Consider the following 16,507-nt stretch of genomic DNA (forward strand, 5'->3'; position numbering starts at 1 on the left):
AACGCGCGGCCCGGGCACGCACTCTCCCCTCGCGCTGCACGCCCCAGGACTCGCCCGCGTCATGAAGTCCCTCCTGCCCCTGCTCCTGGCCGCCCTCGCCGGCGTGGCCGCCCCCGGCAGCGCGCTCGCGCTGGAACCGTTCGTGGCCAACTACCAGGTATTCAACGGCGGCAAGGCGTTGGGCGATGCGACCATGCAGGTCAAGCCCGAAGCCGGCCATTGGCGCATCGACCTCGACATCCGCGCCGAGCACGGCATGATGGGCCTCACCGGCGCGGCCGCGCAGCAGAGCACGCTGTTCGACCTGGTCGGCGACACTTACCGGCCGTTGAGCCAGACGATGGTGCGCAAGCTGCTGTTCTCCAAGCGCACCATCACCGGCACTTACGACTGGAGCAAGCACGCCGCGCAGTGGAGCGGCGACATCAAGGAACACCGGCGCAAGCCGATCGCGCTGGAGGACGGCGACATGAGCGGCCTGCTGATCAACCTGGCGGTGGTCCGCGACGCCCAGCCCGGCAAGACCTTGAACTACCGCTTCGTGGATTCCGGGCGCTTGCGCCCCCATCAATACCTGGTGGCCCAGGAGCTGGAAGGCGTCAAGGTAGACGACATGAGCTTCAACGCGATGCGCGTCAACCGCGTGCAGAGCGGCAACGAGGAAACCTCGATCTGGGTGGTCGATGGCGTTCCCACCCCCGTGCGCATCCTGCAGCGCGAAGATGGCCAGGACACCTACGATTTACGTCTGGTCGAATACAAAGGAGTCAACGAACAATGACGACCCACCTGTCCACCAAGATTCGTTTCGCCGCCCTGGCCTTCGCCCTGGCCGCGGTCAGCGCCCCGGCCGCGGCGGTCAAGCCGTTCAGCGCCGACTATCAGGCCAGCTACATGGGCATCCAGGGCGCCGGCCGCATGAGCCTGGCCCAGGCCGACGGCAACCGCTGGAAGTACAACCTGTCGATCTCCAGCCCGCTGGCGGAACTGCAGCAGAGCACCACCTTCGACGAGAACGCCGGCCAATTGCGTCCGCTCAGCGGCAGCGATTCGAGCAAGGTGCTGACCAAGAAGAAGACCAAGAACGCCAGTTACGACTGGTCGCGCGGCGTCGCGACCTGGACCGGCGACGTCAAGCCCGACCGCGCCGGCCCGATCAAGCTGCAGTCCGGCGACCTGGACGCGCTTCTGGTCAACCTGGCGCTGGTGCGCGACGCCAACGCCGGCAAGCCGATGAGCTACCGCATGGTCGAAGACGGCCGCACCAAGCAGCTGACCTATACCGTGGTGGGCAAGGAAGCGATCACCATCGGCGGCAAGTCGCAGCAGGCGACCAAGGTGTCGAGCAAGAACGGCGACAAGGAAACCATCGCCTGGGTGGTGCCGGGCATGCCGGTACCGGCGCGGATTCTGCAGCGCGAGAACGGCAACGATGCGATCGATCTGCGGGTGCAGGCGGTGCGTTGAGGCGGTGATGGCGTAGCCATCTGGTTCGATCGCAGTACCGGCCAGACGAAAAAAGCCCCGCGGATGCGGGGCTTTTTCTTTGCGGCGACCAAAGGTTGCAGCGACAACACTAGGAACGCTTCGCTCGTCCCCCTCTCCCGCTTGCGGGAGAGGGCTGGGGTGAGGGGAATGAGCGCCGCAGGCGCGAATGCTTTTGCTTGGCGCCTTCGACAACAAAAGCGAGAAGCAAAAGCGCCCTCACCCTAACCCTCTCCCGCAAGCGGGAGAGGGAATAGTTTCGTAGCAATCAGCCTACCCGACGAATCTTCGCCCCAAGCTTCGACAGCTTCTCCTCGATGTTCTCGTAACCGCGGTCGAGGTGATAAATGCGATCGATCGTGGTCTCGCCCTGCGCCACCAGACCGGCCAGGATCAACGACGCCGAAGCGCGCAGATCCGTCGCCATCACCGGCGCGCCGCTGAGCTTGGCGACGCCGCGCACCACCGCGGTGTGGCCGTCCACGCGGATGTCCGCGCCCAGGCGCAGCAGTTCGTTGACGTGCATGAAGCGGTTTTCGAAGATGGTCTCGTTGATCACGCCCGCGCCTTCGGCGATGCAGTTGAGCGCCATGAACTGCGCCTGCATGTCGGTCGGAAACGCCGGGTACGGCGCGGTCACCAGATCGACCGCGCGGGCGCGGCGGCCGCCCATGTCCAGGGTGATGCGGTCGCCATCGACCTCGATCTTCGCGCCCGCGTCGCGCAGCTTGTCGAGCACCGAATCCAGGGTGTCGGCGCGGCTGCCGGTGACCGTCACGCGGCCGCCGGTCATCGCCGCGGCGACCAGGAAGGTGCCGGTCTCGATGCGGTCGGGCAGGACGTCGTGGCTGCCGCCGTGCAGTTTCTCCACGCCGTGGACCACGATCCGGCCGCTGCCGGCGTGCTCGATGTTGGCGCCCAGGGCGTTGAGGCAATCGGCCAGATCGACGACTTCCGGCTCCATCGCCGCGTTTTCCAGCACGCTGGTGCCTTCGGCCAGGACCGCGGCCATCAGCACGTTCTCGGTGCCGGTCACCGTCACCACGTCGAAGACGAAGCGCGCGCCCTTAAGGCGGCCGCTGCGCTGCGCCTTGATGTAGCCGTTCTCGACCGTGATCTGCGCGCCCAGCGCCTGCAGGCCCTTGATGTGCTGATCGACCGGACGCGAACCGATCGCGCAACCGCCCGGCAGCGAGACCTCGGCCTGGCCGTACTTGGCCAGCAGCGGCCCCAGCACCAGCACCGAGGCGCGCATGGTCTTGACCAGTTCGTAGGGCGCGACGTGGCTGTTGACCGTGGTCGGATCGACCGTGATCGTCGCCCCTTCGCTGCTCACGCCGGCGCCCAGCTCGCCGAGCAGCTTGGCGGTGGTCAGCACGTCGTGCAGGCGCGGCACGTTGCGGATCGTCACCGGCGCGTCGGCCAGCAAGGTCGCGCACAGGATCGGCAGGACAGCGTTCTTGGCGCCGGAAATCTTGACTTCGCCGTTGAGCGGCTGGCCGCCTTCGACCACGATTTTTTGCATTTTGGGAGCCGGGAATGGGGAATCGAGAATCGGGAATAGTAAAAGCGGACGGATCGCGGTGAATGAGGTCTGCGTGAAGTCGGACAGCGACGAATCCGCTTTCCGACTCCCGATTCCCTATTTCCGATTTCCGGCCTCTTCCGGCGTCATCGTCTTCAGCGCCAGGGCATGGATCTCGCCGCCCATGCGCTCGCCCAAGGTCGCATAGACCAGGCGGTGGCGGGCCAGCGGCAACTTGCCGCGGAACGCCTCGGCCACGACGGTGGCCTCGAAATGGACGCCGTCGTCGCCTCGCACCTGCGCTTGCGCGCCGGGCAGGCCTTGTTCGATCAGGGTGCGGATGGTTTCGGCGTTCAACTCAAAGCCTCTGGACGGTACGGCCCGGGGGCGGGCCGAAGGGGAAAAAGCGGCGACCGGGTCGGCGCAGCCTGGCTGCGCGGGCCCGAGGCCGGCTGAATGCGGATGGCCATACGGCGCGGATGTGCCGGCCGGAACGGCGCTGGGCGGACGAACCGCTTAGAATTGGCGGATTAGCCTAGCGGAAAGCCCTTCGGTCCGAAATGGCGACCTTCGACACGGCACTTCTATGACCGGCCTCCCCATGACCCGACCCGCCCCCGCCAGCGACCCCAATGCCTTGCTCGTCGGCCGCGCCGAAACCGGGCTGGCCGAGAGCGGCCGGCGCGTGTTCGAGATCGAGGCCCAGGCGCTGGCCGCGGTCGCCGAGCGCATCGACGGCGACTTCACCGCGGCCTGCAAGCTGATCCTGGGTGCCCATGGCCGCGTGGTTTGCACCGGAATGGGCAAGTCCGGGCACATCGCGCGCAAGATCGCGGCGACCCTGGCCTCCACCGGCACGCCCTCGTTCTATGTCCATCCGGGCGAGGCCGGCCACGGCGACCTGGGCATGATCACCGACGCCGACGTGGTCCTGGCCCTGTCCTATTCGGGCGAAAGCGACGAAGTGCTGATGCTGCTGCCGGTGCTCAAGCGCCAGGGCAACGCGGTGATCGCCATGACCGGGCGCCCGCAATCCACCCTGGCCCGCGAATCGGACGCGCACCTGGACGTCAGCGTCCCGGCCGAGGCCTGCCCGCTGGCGCTGGCGCCGACCTCCAGCACCACCGCCTCGCTGGCGATGGGCGATGCGCTCGCGGTCGCGCTGCTGGAAGCGCGCGGCTTCACCGCCGACGATTTCGCCCGCTCGCATCCGGCCGGCGCGCTCGGCCGCCGGCTGCTGCTGCACATCACCGACATCATGCACGCCGGCGAAGAAGTGCCGCGCGTGTCCGCGCAGGCCACCGTCAGCGAAGCGCTGGTGGAGATGAGCCACAAGCGCCTGGGCATGACCGCGGTGGTCGACGACGATCAGCGCCTGATCGGTCTGTACACCGACGGCGACTTGCGCCGCACCCTCGACGATCCCGGCGTGGACCTGCGTTCGACCCGGATCAAGGAAGTGATGACGCGTTCGCCGAAGACCATCGGCGCCGACGCGCTCGCGGTGGAAGCCGCGCAGCTCATGGAAACTCACAAGATCAGCGGCTTGCTGGTCGTGGATACTGAACGACGCGTGGTTGGCGCGCTCAACATTCACGACTTGTTGCGGGCCCGAGTGGTTTAACGGCCGGGAATGGGGAATCGTGAATCGGGAATCGCCAAGCGCTTTCCGAAAGGTCTTCCCCATTTGCCGCGCATCCGATTCCCCATTCCCCATTCCCGATTCCCGTGCCTTATAGCCACCTCAACGACTACCCCGCCGACATCCGCGAACGCGCCGCCCGCATCAGGCTGGCCTGCTTCGACGTGGACGGCACGCTGACCGATGGCCGTCTGACCTTCGACAGCAACGGGCGCGAGTACAAAAGCTTCCACGTCCAGGACGGCCAGGGCCTGTCGCTGTTGCGCAAGGCCGGAATCGCCGTGCATTTCGTCACCGCGCGCGGCGGCGCCATCGCCGCGCATCGCGCCGCCGAGCTGGGCGCGACCTCGCACGGCGATGTCAAAGACAAACTGGTCTGCGTCAAGCTGATCGCGGAAGGCCTGGGCCTGACCCTGGAGCAAGTGGCGTTCATGGGCGACGACCTCGCCGATCTGCGCATCCTGCCGCACGTCGGCCTGGCGGTCGCGCCGGCCAACGCGCACGCCTGGGTGCGCGAGCGCGTGCACTGGCGCACCCATGCGCGCGGCGGCGAAGGCGCGGCGCGCGAGCTGTGCGATCTGTTGCTGGGCGCGCAAGGCCATGCCGACGACATCTTGAACGGAGCGCTGGGATGAGCTGGCGCGGATGGTTCACCCTGATCCTGCTCACCGCCGCCGCGCTTAGCGGCTGGGCGCTGTGGTCGCAGCGCGACAAGCCGCTGGCCGGCAAGGCCAATGTGCAGCCGGACTACGTGCTCAACGATTTCGAAGTGGTCGTGCTCGACAAGACCGGCAAGGAATCGTTCACCCTGCGCGCGCCCACGCTGACCCGCGATCCCAACATCAAGACCATGGACATCACCACGCCCTTGTTCCTGATCCCGCCCAAGCCCGGCAGCCAGGGCGGCGCCTGGGAAGTGCGCTCGCAGCGCGGCTGGGTCAGCGCCGAGGCCGATGAAGTGCGGCTGCGCGGACAGGTCAAGGCCGACAGCACCAACGCCGAAGGCAAGCCGATCAAGATCGCCACCGAAGAGCTGAACGTGTTCCCGGACGCGAACAAGGCCACCTCGGCCGTCGCGGTCAACATGGTCCAACCGGGCACTATACTGAGCGGTCTGGGCCTTGAGGCCGACCTCGAGACCAAGAACGTGATCCTCAAATCCAACGTCAAGGCGCGCTATGAAGCGAAAGCCCGCTAATCCGCCGGCCCTGTGCCTGGCCGCATTGTTGCTGCTGACGGCGCTCGGCGCCCAGGCCCGCACCTCCGACCGCAATCAGCCGATGGACGTCGGCGCCGACCAGAGCAACTGCTCGGTCGCCAGCGACACCGGTCCGTGCGTGCTCACCGGCAACGTCAAGATCGTCCAGGGCACCTTGGTGATCAACGCCGCCAAGGCCGACATCAAGCGCAGCAACGGCGACATCAGCTACGTGGTGCTGACCGGCTCGCAGGTCACCTTGAAGCAGGAACTCGACGACGGCAAACCGTTCAACGGCCGCGCGAACAAAGTCGATTACGACATGCCCAAGGACACCGTGATCCTCACCGGCAACGCTTTCGTGGACAACGCCGGCGACACCATCACCAGCGAACGCATCGTCTACAACATGAAGAGCGGCCAGGTGGACAGCGGCGGCGTCGGCGGTCGCGTCAACATGCGCCTGCAGCCCAAGAACAAGGACGCCTCCGCGCCCGCGCCGGCCGCGGCCAAGCCCGCGCCCGCCAAGACCGCCCCGGCCAAGCCGGCGGCCAAGACCCCCGCCAAGGGAGGCGGCTGATGCTGGTCGCCCAAGGCCTGCGCAAGGCCTATCGCCAGCGCGAGGTCGTGCGCGACTTCGGCCTGACCCTGGACGCGGGCGAAGTGGTCGGCCTGCTCGGCCCCAACGGCGCCGGCAAGACCACCTGCTTCTACATGATCGTCGGCCTGGTCCCGGCCGACGCCGGCACCATCGTGCTCGACGGCAAGGACATCACCGCCGAGCCGATGTACGCGCGCGCCAAGTACGGCGTCGGCTATCTGCCGCAGGAACCGTCGGTGTTCCGCAAGCTCAGCGTGGCCGACAACCTGCGCCTGGTGCTGGAACTGCGCGACGACCTCGACCGCCGCGGCATCGAGCGCGAACTGGCCAGCCTGATGGACGAGTTGCAGGTGACCCACGTCGCCGACCAGCTCGGCGCCAGCCTGTCCGGCGGCGAGCGCCGCCGCGTGGAAATCGCGCGCGCCCTGGCCGCCCGCCCGCGCCTGATGCTGCTGGACGAGCCTTTCGCCGGTGTCGACCCCATTTCGGTCGGCGAGATCCAGCGAATCGTGCGCCATCTCAAGAATCGCGGGATCGGCGTCCTCATCACGGACCATAACGTTCGTGAAACCTTGGGCATTTGCGATCGGGCGTATATCCTGAACGACGGCGGCGTGCTCGCGCAGGGGGCTCCGGACGCGCTGCTGGCCAATCCCGATGTCCGTCGCGTCTACCTGGGCGAAACCTTCCGTCTGTAACCTTCCGGTTGCCGGGCGTGAAAGACGCCCTCGATGCACGACTCGGCCGACTGACATTCCAGGTCGTTGCCTTTCAGGTCGCGTCAGCCATCGAACATGAAGCCCCGCCTCCAAGCCTCTCTCGGACAACAGCTCGTAATGACGCCGCAATTGCGGCAGGCGATCCGCCTGCTGCAGCTGTCGGCTGTGGAACTGGAAGCTGAACTGGCGAGCGCGGTAGAGAGCAACCCGCTGCTGGACTGGACCGAGCCGTCCGCGCCCGGCAGCGAGGACGAAGTCCGTCCGCCGCCGACCTCGGCCTCGGCTAGCGAAGAGGCCGACCACGGCGAAGGCCCCGGTCCCGGCAGCGACGCGCCCACGCCCGAGCCGGAATGGACGATGGACGACGGCGAGACCTGGTACGAGCGGGTCGGCCCGTCCGACAACGACGAAGACTCGCCCGCGGCCGAACAGGTCGCCGACGCCGAAACCCTGCTCGATCACCTGCTGTGGCAGCTGCACCTGAGCCCGCTGTCGCTGCGCGACCGCAGCATCGGCGTGGCCCTGATCGAAGCCATCGACGACGACGGCTACCTGCGCGAACCGCTGCAGGCCATCGCCGATTCGCTCGCCCCGGAACTCACCGTCGGCGAAGACGAAGTGCTGACGGTGCTGCATCAGGTCCAGCGCTTCGACCCGGTCGGCACCGGCGCGCGCTCGCTCGGCGAATGTCTGAGCCTGCAATTGAGCACCCTGCCCGACGACACGCCGGGCAAGGCGCTGGCGCTGCAGATCTGCGCCGGCCCGCTGGAACGCCTGCCGCGCGTGGGCGCGGCCGGGCTCGCCTCCGAACTCAAGCTGGAGGTCGCCGAGGTCGAAGTCGCGGTGCAGTTGCTGCGCTCGCTCGACCCGCGTCCGGGCGCGCAGATGGGCGCGATCTCCACCGACACCTACGTCACCCCCGATGTCGTGATCTGGCGCCAGCGCGGCCTGTGGCGCGTGGCCTTGTCGGAAACGATGCGGCCGCGCATTTCCATCCATCGCGGCTACGAAGGCATGATCCGCCACGCCAGCGCCTCCGACGCCAGCTATCTGCGCGGCCATCTGCAGGAAGCGCGCTGGTTGCTCAAGAGCCTGGAAGCGCGCGGCGATACCTTGCTGAAAGTGGCGCGCTGCCTGCTCAAGCAGCAGGCCGCGTTCCTGGAATTCGGCGACAGCGCCCTGCGCCCGCTGACCTTGCGCGAAGTCGCGAACGAAGTCGGCCTGCACGAATCCACCGTCTCGCGCGCGATCGCGCGCAAGTACGCGCGCACCCCGCGCGGCACCGTGCCGCTGCGGGCGTTCTTCGCCTCGGGCATCGACACCGGCTCGGGCGGCGAAGCGTCCAGCACCGCGATCCAGGCCATGATCCGGCGCCTGATCGAAGCGGAAAACCCGCGCAAGCCCCTGTCCGACGCGCGCCTGGCCGAGACCTTGAAAGCCACCGGCGTGCCGGTCGCGCGCCGCACCGTGGCCAAGTATCGCGAGGCGATGAGCATCCCCTCGTCTCAGGACCGCGTGCGCATGGCTTGACGGCTTGTTGCCCTGGCCCCGATCCCCTTTCCCCTCCGGCGTTCCCTTCTCCCGCCTGCGGGAGAAGGTGCCCCGAAGGGGCGGATGAGGGCCCGCGCCGCACCGAGCCGCCGCGCCATCGCTCCCCTTTTTCTCACCGGCGCAACAGGCGCTCGCACGGACTTTTCCACGCCCGGCGTGCCCCGTTTCCGCCAACCCCGTGGCTTATGCCTTTTGCCGCGAATCACATTGCAAAACTTTTACATCGCGAAAAAAACTCAGCCGGATCAAGGTCTTCCGGCGCGGCTACTACCAAAGGACCAAGTCGGCCCCTTGCGCCGCAGACTCAGCGTGAGATGCTGGACTTCCTGGCTCCGGCCAGGGCGTCACCCGGTTCCGTTTCGGTCCGGCAAGACCGGGCGGAACACGTTTCTGCATTCACCCGCGACGTGAAGGAGGTCCCCGATGCGTATCGAAACCCACGGCCAGCAACTCGAAGTCACCGCAGCCTTGCGCGACTACGTTGAAACCAAGCTGGCCCGTCTGCAACGACACTACGACCATCCCTTCGACGTGCGAACCCAGCTCAGCCTCGACAAGCCCGACCATCGAGCCGAAGCCACCATTCTCATCGCCGGCCGCACCCTGCACTGCGATGCCGCCGCGATCGACATGTACGCCGCCATCGACCTGCTCGCGGACAAGCTCGACCGGTTGCTGATGAAGCACAAGAGCAAGCAAGTGGACCACCACCGCGGCGAGAGCCTCGCCCGCAACGGCGAACTCACCTGAGTCCATAGCGTAAACTCCGCGCCAGCCACGTACCGCTAGCCACCTACAACGCCGTCATGCCGCTTTACGAACTGTTGAGCGCGGAGCGCGTTGCGATCCTGGTAGAACCCGGCGATCGCAACGCGGTGCTCGAAACCGCCGCGCGCATGCTGTCCGAAGGCAGCCCGCTCGTCGCCGCCGCGCTCGGCGCCGGCCTGCAGGAGCGCGAAAAACTCGCCAGCACCGCGATCGGCTACGGGGTCGCGATTCCGCACGGCCGCTCGCCCTTGTTCGAAAGCAGCCGCGGCGTATTCCTGCGGCTGGCGCAGCCGGTGGATTTCGGCGCCGCCGACGGCCAGCCGGTCGATCTGGTACTGGCGATGGCGGTGCCCGAGCATCACGTTCAACAGCATCTGCAGTTGCTCGCCGAGCTGGCCGGACGCTTCGCCGATGCGGGTTTTCGCGAGCGATTGCGCTCGGCGCCGAATGTGGCGGAGTTGAGTTATCGCTTGCTCGATCATTGCCGCCGCAGCGCGGCGTGAGCGGTCATCGGTTGTAACTGCGTAACACCCCCCGCTCTACCGAAACCCGCCTACCGATTCCCCCCTTTGAAAAAGGGGGCCAGGGGGGATTCGCTTTTGCTTTTGCCCCGCCCACAAGCAAAAGCAAATCCCCCGCGCTCCGATCGTTGGCCTGAAACGCACCGACGCCGGGCGCTTGCCCCCTTTTTCAAAGGGGGCAACTATTCAAACCCGCATACCCCTGTCGAGTGGGGCACCTACTCAAACCCGCCTACCGATTCCCCCCTTTGAAAAAGGGGGGCTAGGGGGGATTCGCTTTTGCTTTTGCTCCGCCCACAAGCAAAAGCAAATCCCCCGCGCTGCGATCGTTGACCTGAAACGCACCTGCGCCGGGCGCTCGCCCCCTTTTTCAAAGGGGGCAATTTTTCGAAGGGCAGCGGCCGCATTCGCACCACCCGCGCTGAACCCGCTTCACAGCCCCACGCAGGCGCCGTCATCGCTTTACTCGTAAACTTCCCCGCATGAGCAAAAGCATCCGTGCAGGCGAACTGTTCGAACAGCAGCGCGAGCGGCTCGCGCTGCGCTGGCTGGCCGGCCAACGCGGCGACGGGCGGCTGGTCGAGGCGGTCAATACCGTCGCCCGCCGGCCCTCGCTGGCCGGGTACCTCAACGCGATCTATCCGAACAAAGTGCAGATCCTCGGCACCGAGGAACTGACCTGGCTCGACGGCCTGGACTCGCGGCTGCGCTGGGAAACCATCGAAAAGATCATCCAGTTCCGGCCGCTGGCCCTGGTCATCAGCAAGGACCAGCCCTGCCCGGAAGACCTGCGCATGGCCGCGGAAGAAACCGATACGCCGCTGTGGGTGTCGCCGCGGCGCGGACACGAGTTGCTCAATCACCTGCAATACCATCTGGCGCGCGCGCTGGCGCCGCAGATCACGCTGCACGGCGTGTTCATGGAAATCTATTCGATCGGGGTGCTGATCACCGGCGAATCGGGCTCGGGTAAGAGCGAGCTGGCTTTGGAATTGGTGACCCGCGGGCATCGGTTGGTCGCCGACGACGCGCCCGAATTCACCCAGATCGCGCCCGACGTGCTCGACGGAACCTGCCCGGACATGCTGCAGGACCTGCTGGAAGTGCGCGGCCTGGGCGTGCTCAACATCCGCCAGATGTTCGGCGACACCGCGGTCAAGAACAACAAATACCTGCGCCTGATCGTGCACCTGACCAAGCCCATGAGCGAGCCCAAGCCGGCCGGCATCGAGCGCCTGACCGGCGACACCGGCCTGCGCCGCGTGCTCGACCTGGACGTGCCGATGATTACCCTGCCGGTCATGCCCGGCCGCAACCTCGCGGTGCTCACCGAAGCGGCGACGCGCCTGCACAGCCTGCGCATGAAAGGCTTGGACCCGGCCGCGGCCTTCATCGCCCGGCACAGCAACTTCCTGGAGCGCGGCGAATCGTGAGCGGCATCGAATCCCATCCCAATCCCGAAGCGGCCAACGAAGCGCGTTCCGGCGCCGAAGCCGCGCCGGAAGCGAGCATGTTCACCCTGGTCATCGTCAGCGGCATGTCCGGATCGGGCAAATCGGTGGCGCTCAATACCTTCGAAGACCTGGGTTTCTACTGCGTCGATAACCTGCCGGCCGAGTTGCTGCCGCAGTTCGTGCAGAACGTGATCAAGGCCGAGGACGGCATGCCGACCAAGCTCGCGGTCGGCATCGACGTGCGCAACCGCCACAGCGATCTGGCGAATATTCCCGAATGGCTGTCGGCGGTCGGCGCGCTCGGCGCGGACCCGAAGCTGGTGTTCTTCGAATCCAGCGACTCGGTCCTGCTCAAGCGCTACGCCGACACGCGCCGGCGTCATCCGCTGAGCCAGTTCGGCCTGGCCCTGGCCGATGCGATTTCGCTCGAACGCCAGGTGCTCAAGCCGCTACGCCAGATCGCCGATGCGATCGTCGATACCAGCGAGCTCAATGTCCATCAGCTGCGCCGCCATGTCATCACCGAGTTCGGCCTGGGCGGCGAGGCCGGGATGTCGCTGTTGTTCGAGTCCTTCGCCTATCGCCGCGGCGTACCGGCCGATGCCGATTTCGTCTTCGATGCGCGCGCGCTGCCCAATCCGCACTGGAATCCGGCGCTGCGCCCGCTGTCGGGCCGCGACGGCGGCGTGCGCGACTACATGGAAGCGCAGGACGATGTGAAGCTGTATGTCGAGCAGATCAGCCAGTTTCTCGACACCTGGTTGCCGCGGCTGCAATCGGACAGCACGCGCAGTTACGCGACGATCGCCTTCGGCTGCACCGGTGGGCGGCATCGGTCGGTGTATCTGGCCGAACGGCTCGCCGAGCATGCGCGGCTGCGTGGGTGGAATGAGGTGGCGGTGCATCATCGGGAGTTGGATTGATGCAAAGAGCGAATCCCCCTGCCCCCCTTTTTCAAAGGGGGGAACGGCAACGGCACGGGTGTGGAACGTCGTCGAATTCGCTTGATCGTTGTGCGCGACATGAATCGGCAGTGACCGCATCGCCGAATAAATCGCCGCTGCTTACGAAATTTTCCCATCTCCGTGCCGCAATGCTTGCACGCCGCACCGTAGGTTTCGAATTACGCCGATAGCGTGATCCGGCGTTTCCGCAATCACGGAGCAGCGCCATGAAACCCATGATCCGCAGCCTCAGTCCGATGCTGCTCGCCTTGCTGACCGGTCTGTCCGCGTCGGCGGCCTTCGCGCAGAACGGCTCTCCGCCCGGGTCGCGTCCCGCCGATCCGATGCCGGCGTCCGATCCGATGCAACGCACCGAACCGCCGGTCAACGATCCGCGCCGCGACGCGCGCACGCCGCCGCCCAGCGACGCGATCGGCCCGGCCACCTTCGCCGAACTCGACAGCAACGGCGATCAGAAGATCAGCCGCGACGAGGCCGCGCTCGATTCGCGCCTGGCCGCGAACTTCTCCACCCACGACCTCGACGGCGACGGCTCGCTGTCGCTGTCGGAATATCAGGCCGGGCAGAACAAGCGCGTCGGCGACAAGTAATCCATCACCGCCGCGCACCGGCCCGGCCGGACGAACGCGATCGCCGGCCCCGCCGCGGCCCGATATCTCCCCCACCGGCTGACCCATCAGCAAAGGATCGACATGACCATCACCCTTCCCCGTCCGCGCCGCCTCGGCCTGCTGCTGAGCGCGCTGTTCGCCGCCGGCCTGCTCAGCGCCTGCAACAAACCCGCCGACGCACCGCCGCCGGATGCCGGCGCCGGCCCGGCGCCCGCGGCTCCGGCCGACCCCGCCCCGCCGCCGGCGGACACCACGCCCCCGGCGGACATGCCGCCGCCGGCCGAGACGCCGCCCGCCGAGACCCCGCCGTCCGACCCGATGCCGGCCGACAGCGCCACCACGCCGCCGGACAAGGGCAAGACCGAGACGCCGCCGAAGCAGTAAGCCGGCGCGCCGCTCCTCGCACTGGAACGGGCCGCTCGCGCGGCCCGTTCTTTTTTGCGGCCCGCTCCGGCCGGCCAAGTGACCTCCGGCGCTGGCGAATGCACAGCAATTCCGCCGGCCGCGATGCACGCTCGCGGCGAGACGCAGCGCAAACCCAACATTTGCCGCAGCGCAGCGAGGATTGCGGCCGGCCATGAGACGACGCGCTCGCCGCAAGCCGGTCTTCGGCCTGTCGCCACCCGTGCTCCACCCACCGCGACCGAAATCGTGAAGCGACCGTCCGGACGCTTTCGGCGCGTCACCGTGCTCTGTTAAGTTGTCGCTATGTCCGTCGGCATCCTACTCATTACCCATTCCGGAATCGGCAGCGCGCTGGTCGCTGTCGCCGGCCGTTTGTTGAATCCGTTGCCGCTGCGCACCGAAGCGCTGGAGGTGCCGTTCGACGCGGACCTCGCTCAGCTGCTGCCGGCCGCCAGCGCGGCCCTGCGCCGCGTGGACGATGGCGACGGCGTGCTGGTGCTCACCGATCTGTACGGCGCATCGCCCAGCAACCTCGCCGCGCGCGTGGCCCGGTTGGGCACGCCGGTGCGGCGCGTGTCGGCGTTGAATCTGCCGATGCTGATGCGGGTGATGAACTACGCCGAGCTGGGACTGGAGCAATTGCCCGCGGTCGCCGCGGCCGGCGCCCGCAACGGCGTCATCCTCGACGATGCGTGAGCCCGGCCACGTTTGCGCGACACCACCCCCGCACGCCCCTTGAATGCATGATCCGAACCGCAATAAGGCACTATCGCCACAGCATCACCAGATACCGTATCGAGTTCGATGCGTTTGACCATTGCCTGAGGACCCCGACATGATCGAACGCGACCTGACCGTCTCCAACCGACTGGGCCTGCACGCCCGCGCCACCGCCAAGCTGGTGCAGGTGCTGTCGGGTTTTCGCAGCAACGCCACGCTCACCGCCAAGGGCCGCGAGGTCAACGCCAAGAGCATCATGGGCGTGATGCTGCTCGCCGCCGGCCAAGGCACCCACGTCAAACTGCGCGTGGACGGCGAAGACGAGGCCAACGCCGCCGACGCGGTGACCGCCTTGTTCGATCGTCGTTTCGACGAAGACAGCTGAGCCGGAGGCGCGGATGCGGCAGGAATTCCAAGGTCACGGCGCGTCACGAGGCAGTGCGCTGGGCCGCGCCCGGGTGCGGCTGCCGCATGCGCTGGAAGTCGCCGAAGAGCGCATCACCCATGAGCAGGTCGAAGGCGAACTGGGGCGCCTGCACGCGGCCATCGACACCGTGCGCCACGAAATGCACGCCTTGCGCGAGCGCCTGCACGGCGCGCTCGCGCACGAGGTCGGCGAGTTCCTCGACCTGCACACCTTGCTGCTGGACGATCCGGAGCTGCTGCAAGGCCTGGACGAACTGATCCGTACCGGCCATTACGCCGCCGACTACGCCCTGCGCCTGCAGCGCGACCGCATCGCCTCGGTGTTCGAGGCGATGGACGATGCCTACTTCCGCAGCCGCGTGGACGATATCGACCAAGTCATCGGCCGCATCCACGCCGCGCTGCACCGTCGCGATCACGACACCTCCGGCGTGGCCGGCGAGATTCTCGTCACCGACAACGTCGCCCCGGCCGAACTGGCGCAGTTGCAGGCGCAGGGCGTGATGGCGATCGTCACCGCCGCCGGCAGCGCCCTGTCGCACAGCGCGATCCTGGCGCGCAGCCTGCATCTGCCGCTGATCGTCGGCGCTTCGCAGGCGCTGCTGAAGATCAACGACGGCGACGCGCTGGTGGTCGATGGCGCCACCGGCACGGTCATTCTCGAACCCAACGCCGAAGACCTGCGCGGGCACCGCGCCCGCACCCGCGAGCTGGCGCGCGAACGCAAGCAGCTGCATCGCCTGCGCCGCGAACCCACGCGCACGCTCGACGGCGTCGACATCAAGCTCTACGCCAACGCCGAATCGCGCGAGGACGTGGCCGAGGCGCATGCGCTGGGCGCGGCCGGCGTCGGCCTGTACCGCACCGAGTTCCTGTTCCTGCAGCGCAACGAACTGCCGGACGAGGACGAACAGTTCCGCGTCTACCGCGACGTCGTGCTCGGCATGACCGGCCGCACCGTCACCATTCGCAGCCTGGACCTGGGCGCGGACAAGGCCGACAAGACCGGCCTGGTGCTGCGCGACGAGCCCAATCCCGCGCTCGGCGTGCGCGGCGTGCGCCTGTCGCTGGCGCGCGAAGGCCTGCTGGAAACCCAGTTGCGCGCGATCCTGCGCGCGTCGGGCTACGGCCCGGTGCGGGTGCTGGTGCCGATGGTCAGCTCGACCGAGGAAGTGCGCACGGTGCGCGCGCTGCTCAGGAAAGTGGCCGCGGACCTGCGCAAGCAAGGCCACGAGATCGCCGAGCACGTGCCGCTGGGCGCGATGATCGAAGTCCCGGCCGCGGCGATCGCCCTGCCCGGCTTCATCGGCCTGATCGATTTCCTTTCCATCGGCACCAACGATCTGGTCCAGTACCTGCTCGCGGTGGATCGCAACAACGAAGCGCTCAGCGACCTGTACACGCCGCTGCATCCGGCGGTGCTGCGGGTGATCCGCGACGTGATCCGCCTGGCCAAGTCGCGCGGCAAGCCGGTCGCGGTATGCGGAGAAATGGCCGGCGACGCCAACTTCGCGCCGCTGCTGCTGGCGCTGGGGCTGGAGGAATTCAGTCTGCACCCGGCGACCTTGCTGGAACTGCGCCGGGCGATCCGCGGCTTGAATCTGGAAGGTTTGCGCAAACGCGCGCCGGCGCTGCTGCGGGCGAAGGATCGCGTGGGCATCGAGGCCTGGCTTCGGGCCTGATCGGCGGGCGATGGCCCTTGCGGGTTGCTTTTGTGGGAGGGGCGTCAGCCCCGATGCGCTTCGGCCCGATCGCCGGATTTTGCAAGTCGATCGGGACATGCTCGCAATCTGAGCGGAAAGCATCGGGGCTGAAGCCCCTCCCACAAGAGCGGTCCACAAAGCAGACATCCCCTCCACCGCATTCGGCGCAGACTCCAACGCTGTGCATAACACGCCACCCAGGCGATAATGCCC

19 protein-coding genes are annotated in these 16,507 nt (G+C 67.4%); 17 read left to right on the top strand and 2 right to left on the bottom strand.

Going from position 1 to position 16,507, the window contains the following annotated elements; genetic code table 11:
* The first annotated feature begins 61 nt into the window (after positions 1-61).
* Together J7J50_RS07060 and J7J50_RS07065 are read left to right on the top strand one after the other, a co-directional pair.
* On the top strand, positions 62-781 hold the full coding sequence (locus J7J50_RS07060) for a DUF3108 domain-containing protein (protein WP_215057980.1): 720 nt from the start codon (positions 62-64) through the stop codon (positions 779-781).
* Positions 778-1,467, top strand: coding sequence for a DUF3108 domain-containing protein (locus tag J7J50_RS07065; RefSeq protein ID WP_215057981.1), 690 nt, complete (start codon positions 778-780; stop codon positions 1,465-1,467). The genes J7J50_RS07060 and J7J50_RS07065 overlap by 4 nt, the downstream gene beginning before the upstream one ends.
* Positions 1,468-1,753: 286 nt before the next feature.
* Here J7J50_RS07065 and murA read toward each other — a convergent pair whose 3' ends face one another.
* Both murA and J7J50_RS07075 read right to left on the bottom strand, forming a co-directional pair.
* The gene (murA, locus tag J7J50_RS07070) at positions 1,754-3,010 is read right to left on the bottom strand and encodes a UDP-N-acetylglucosamine 1-carboxyvinyltransferase (protein ID WP_215057982.1); all 1,257 of its coding nucleotides are present in this window, start codon (positions 3,008-3,010) and stop codon (positions 1,754-1,756) included.
* 117 nt (positions 3,011-3,127) lie between these two features.
* Positions 3,128-3,367: a BolA/IbaG family iron-sulfur metabolism protein gene (locus J7J50_RS07075; protein WP_215057983.1), complete on the bottom strand. Its 240-nt coding sequence runs from the start codon at positions 3,365-3,367 to the stop codon at positions 3,128-3,130.
* 244 nt (positions 3,368-3,611) lie between these two features.
* Between J7J50_RS07075 and J7J50_RS07080 the strand changes: the two genes are divergently transcribed.
* From J7J50_RS07080 to ptsP, 15 genes are all read left to right on the top strand, one after another.
* Entirely contained in the window at positions 3,612-4,634 is a 1,023-nt protein-coding gene (locus tag J7J50_RS07080) for a KpsF/GutQ family sugar-phosphate isomerase (RefSeq protein WP_215057984.1), read from the top strand.
* A gap of 104 nt (positions 4,635-4,738) precedes the next feature.
* Positions 4,739-5,287 carry an HAD hydrolase family protein gene (locus J7J50_RS07085; RefSeq protein WP_215057985.1) on the top strand — a complete coding sequence of 183 codons (549 nt, stop codon included), beginning with the start codon at positions 4,739-4,741 and terminating at the stop codon, positions 5,285-5,287.
* The gene (lptC, locus tag J7J50_RS07090) at positions 5,284-5,850 is read left to right on the top strand and encodes an LPS export ABC transporter periplasmic protein LptC (protein WP_215057986.1); all 567 of its coding nucleotides are present in this window, start codon (positions 5,284-5,286) and stop codon (positions 5,848-5,850) included. Before J7J50_RS07085 ends, lptC begins: the two co-directional genes overlap by 4 nt.
* Complete coding sequence (gene lptA, locus J7J50_RS07095) at positions 5,831-6,430, top strand: lipopolysaccharide transport periplasmic protein LptA (protein ID WP_215057987.1); 600 nt, start codon at positions 5,831-5,833, stop codon at positions 6,428-6,430. The genes lptC and lptA overlap by 20 nt, the downstream gene beginning before the upstream one ends.
* Positions 6,430-7,149 (top strand): LPS export ABC transporter ATP-binding protein, encoded by a 720-nt coding sequence (gene lptB, locus J7J50_RS07100; protein WP_057941957.1) that lies wholly within the window; start codon positions 6,430-6,432, stop codon positions 7,147-7,149. The genes lptA and lptB overlap by 1 nt, the downstream gene beginning before the upstream one ends.
* A 96-nt stretch (positions 7,150-7,245) precedes the next feature.
* Positions 7,246-8,700, top strand: coding sequence for an RNA polymerase factor sigma-54 (locus J7J50_RS07105; protein ID WP_215057988.1), 1,455 nt, complete (start codon positions 7,246-7,248; stop codon positions 8,698-8,700).
* Positions 8,701-9,144: 444 nt separating this feature from the next.
* Positions 9,145-9,471, top strand: a complete 327-nt coding sequence (raiA, locus tag J7J50_RS07110) for a ribosome-associated translation inhibitor RaiA (protein ID WP_057941955.1) — start codon at positions 9,145-9,147, stop codon at positions 9,469-9,471.
* Positions 9,472-9,527: 56 nt separating this feature from the next.
* On the top strand, positions 9,528-9,992 hold the full coding sequence (locus J7J50_RS07115) for a PTS sugar transporter subunit IIA (RefSeq protein ID WP_215057989.1): 465 nt from the start codon (positions 9,528-9,530) through the stop codon (positions 9,990-9,992).
* Between the two features lie 500 nt (positions 9,993-10,492).
* Positions 10,493-11,443 (top strand): HPr(Ser) kinase/phosphatase, encoded by a 951-nt coding sequence (hprK, locus tag J7J50_RS07120; protein WP_215057990.1) that lies wholly within the window; start codon positions 10,493-10,495, stop codon positions 11,441-11,443.
* 77 nt (positions 11,444-11,520) lie between these two features.
* Positions 11,521-12,387, top strand: coding sequence for an RNase adapter RapZ (gene rapZ / locus J7J50_RS07125; protein ID WP_057945302.1), 867 nt, complete (start codon positions 11,521-11,523; stop codon positions 12,385-12,387).
* A gap of 248 nt (positions 12,388-12,635) precedes the next feature.
* The gene (locus tag J7J50_RS07130) at positions 12,636-13,019 is read left to right on the top strand and encodes a hypothetical protein (protein WP_215057991.1); all 384 of its coding nucleotides are present in this window, start codon (positions 12,636-12,638) and stop codon (positions 13,017-13,019) included.
* Positions 13,020-13,121: 102 nt separating this feature from the next.
* Complete coding sequence (locus tag J7J50_RS07135; RefSeq protein ID WP_215057992.1) at positions 13,122-13,424, top strand: hypothetical protein; 303 nt, start codon at positions 13,122-13,124, stop codon at positions 13,422-13,424.
* A gap of 324 nt (positions 13,425-13,748) precedes the next feature.
* Complete coding sequence (locus J7J50_RS07140; protein ID WP_215057993.1) at positions 13,749-14,141, top strand: PTS fructose IIA subunit family protein; 393 nt, start codon at positions 13,749-13,751, stop codon at positions 14,139-14,141.
* A gap of 139 nt (positions 14,142-14,280) precedes the next feature.
* On the top strand, positions 14,281-14,550 hold the full coding sequence (locus tag J7J50_RS07145) for an HPr family phosphocarrier protein (RefSeq protein ID WP_215057994.1): 270 nt from the start codon (positions 14,281-14,283) through the stop codon (positions 14,548-14,550).
* Between the two features lie 13 nt (positions 14,551-14,563).
* Positions 14,564-16,273, top strand: coding sequence for a phosphoenolpyruvate--protein phosphotransferase (gene ptsP / locus J7J50_RS07150; protein ID WP_215057995.1), 1,710 nt, complete (start codon positions 14,564-14,566; stop codon positions 16,271-16,273).
* Positions 16,274-16,507 lie beyond the last annotated feature (234 nt).

The sequence above is a fragment of the Lysobacter sp. ISL-50 genome, from assembly GCF_018612875.1.
Lineage (GTDB): Bacteria > Pseudomonadota > Gammaproteobacteria > Xanthomonadales > Xanthomonadaceae > Lysobacter.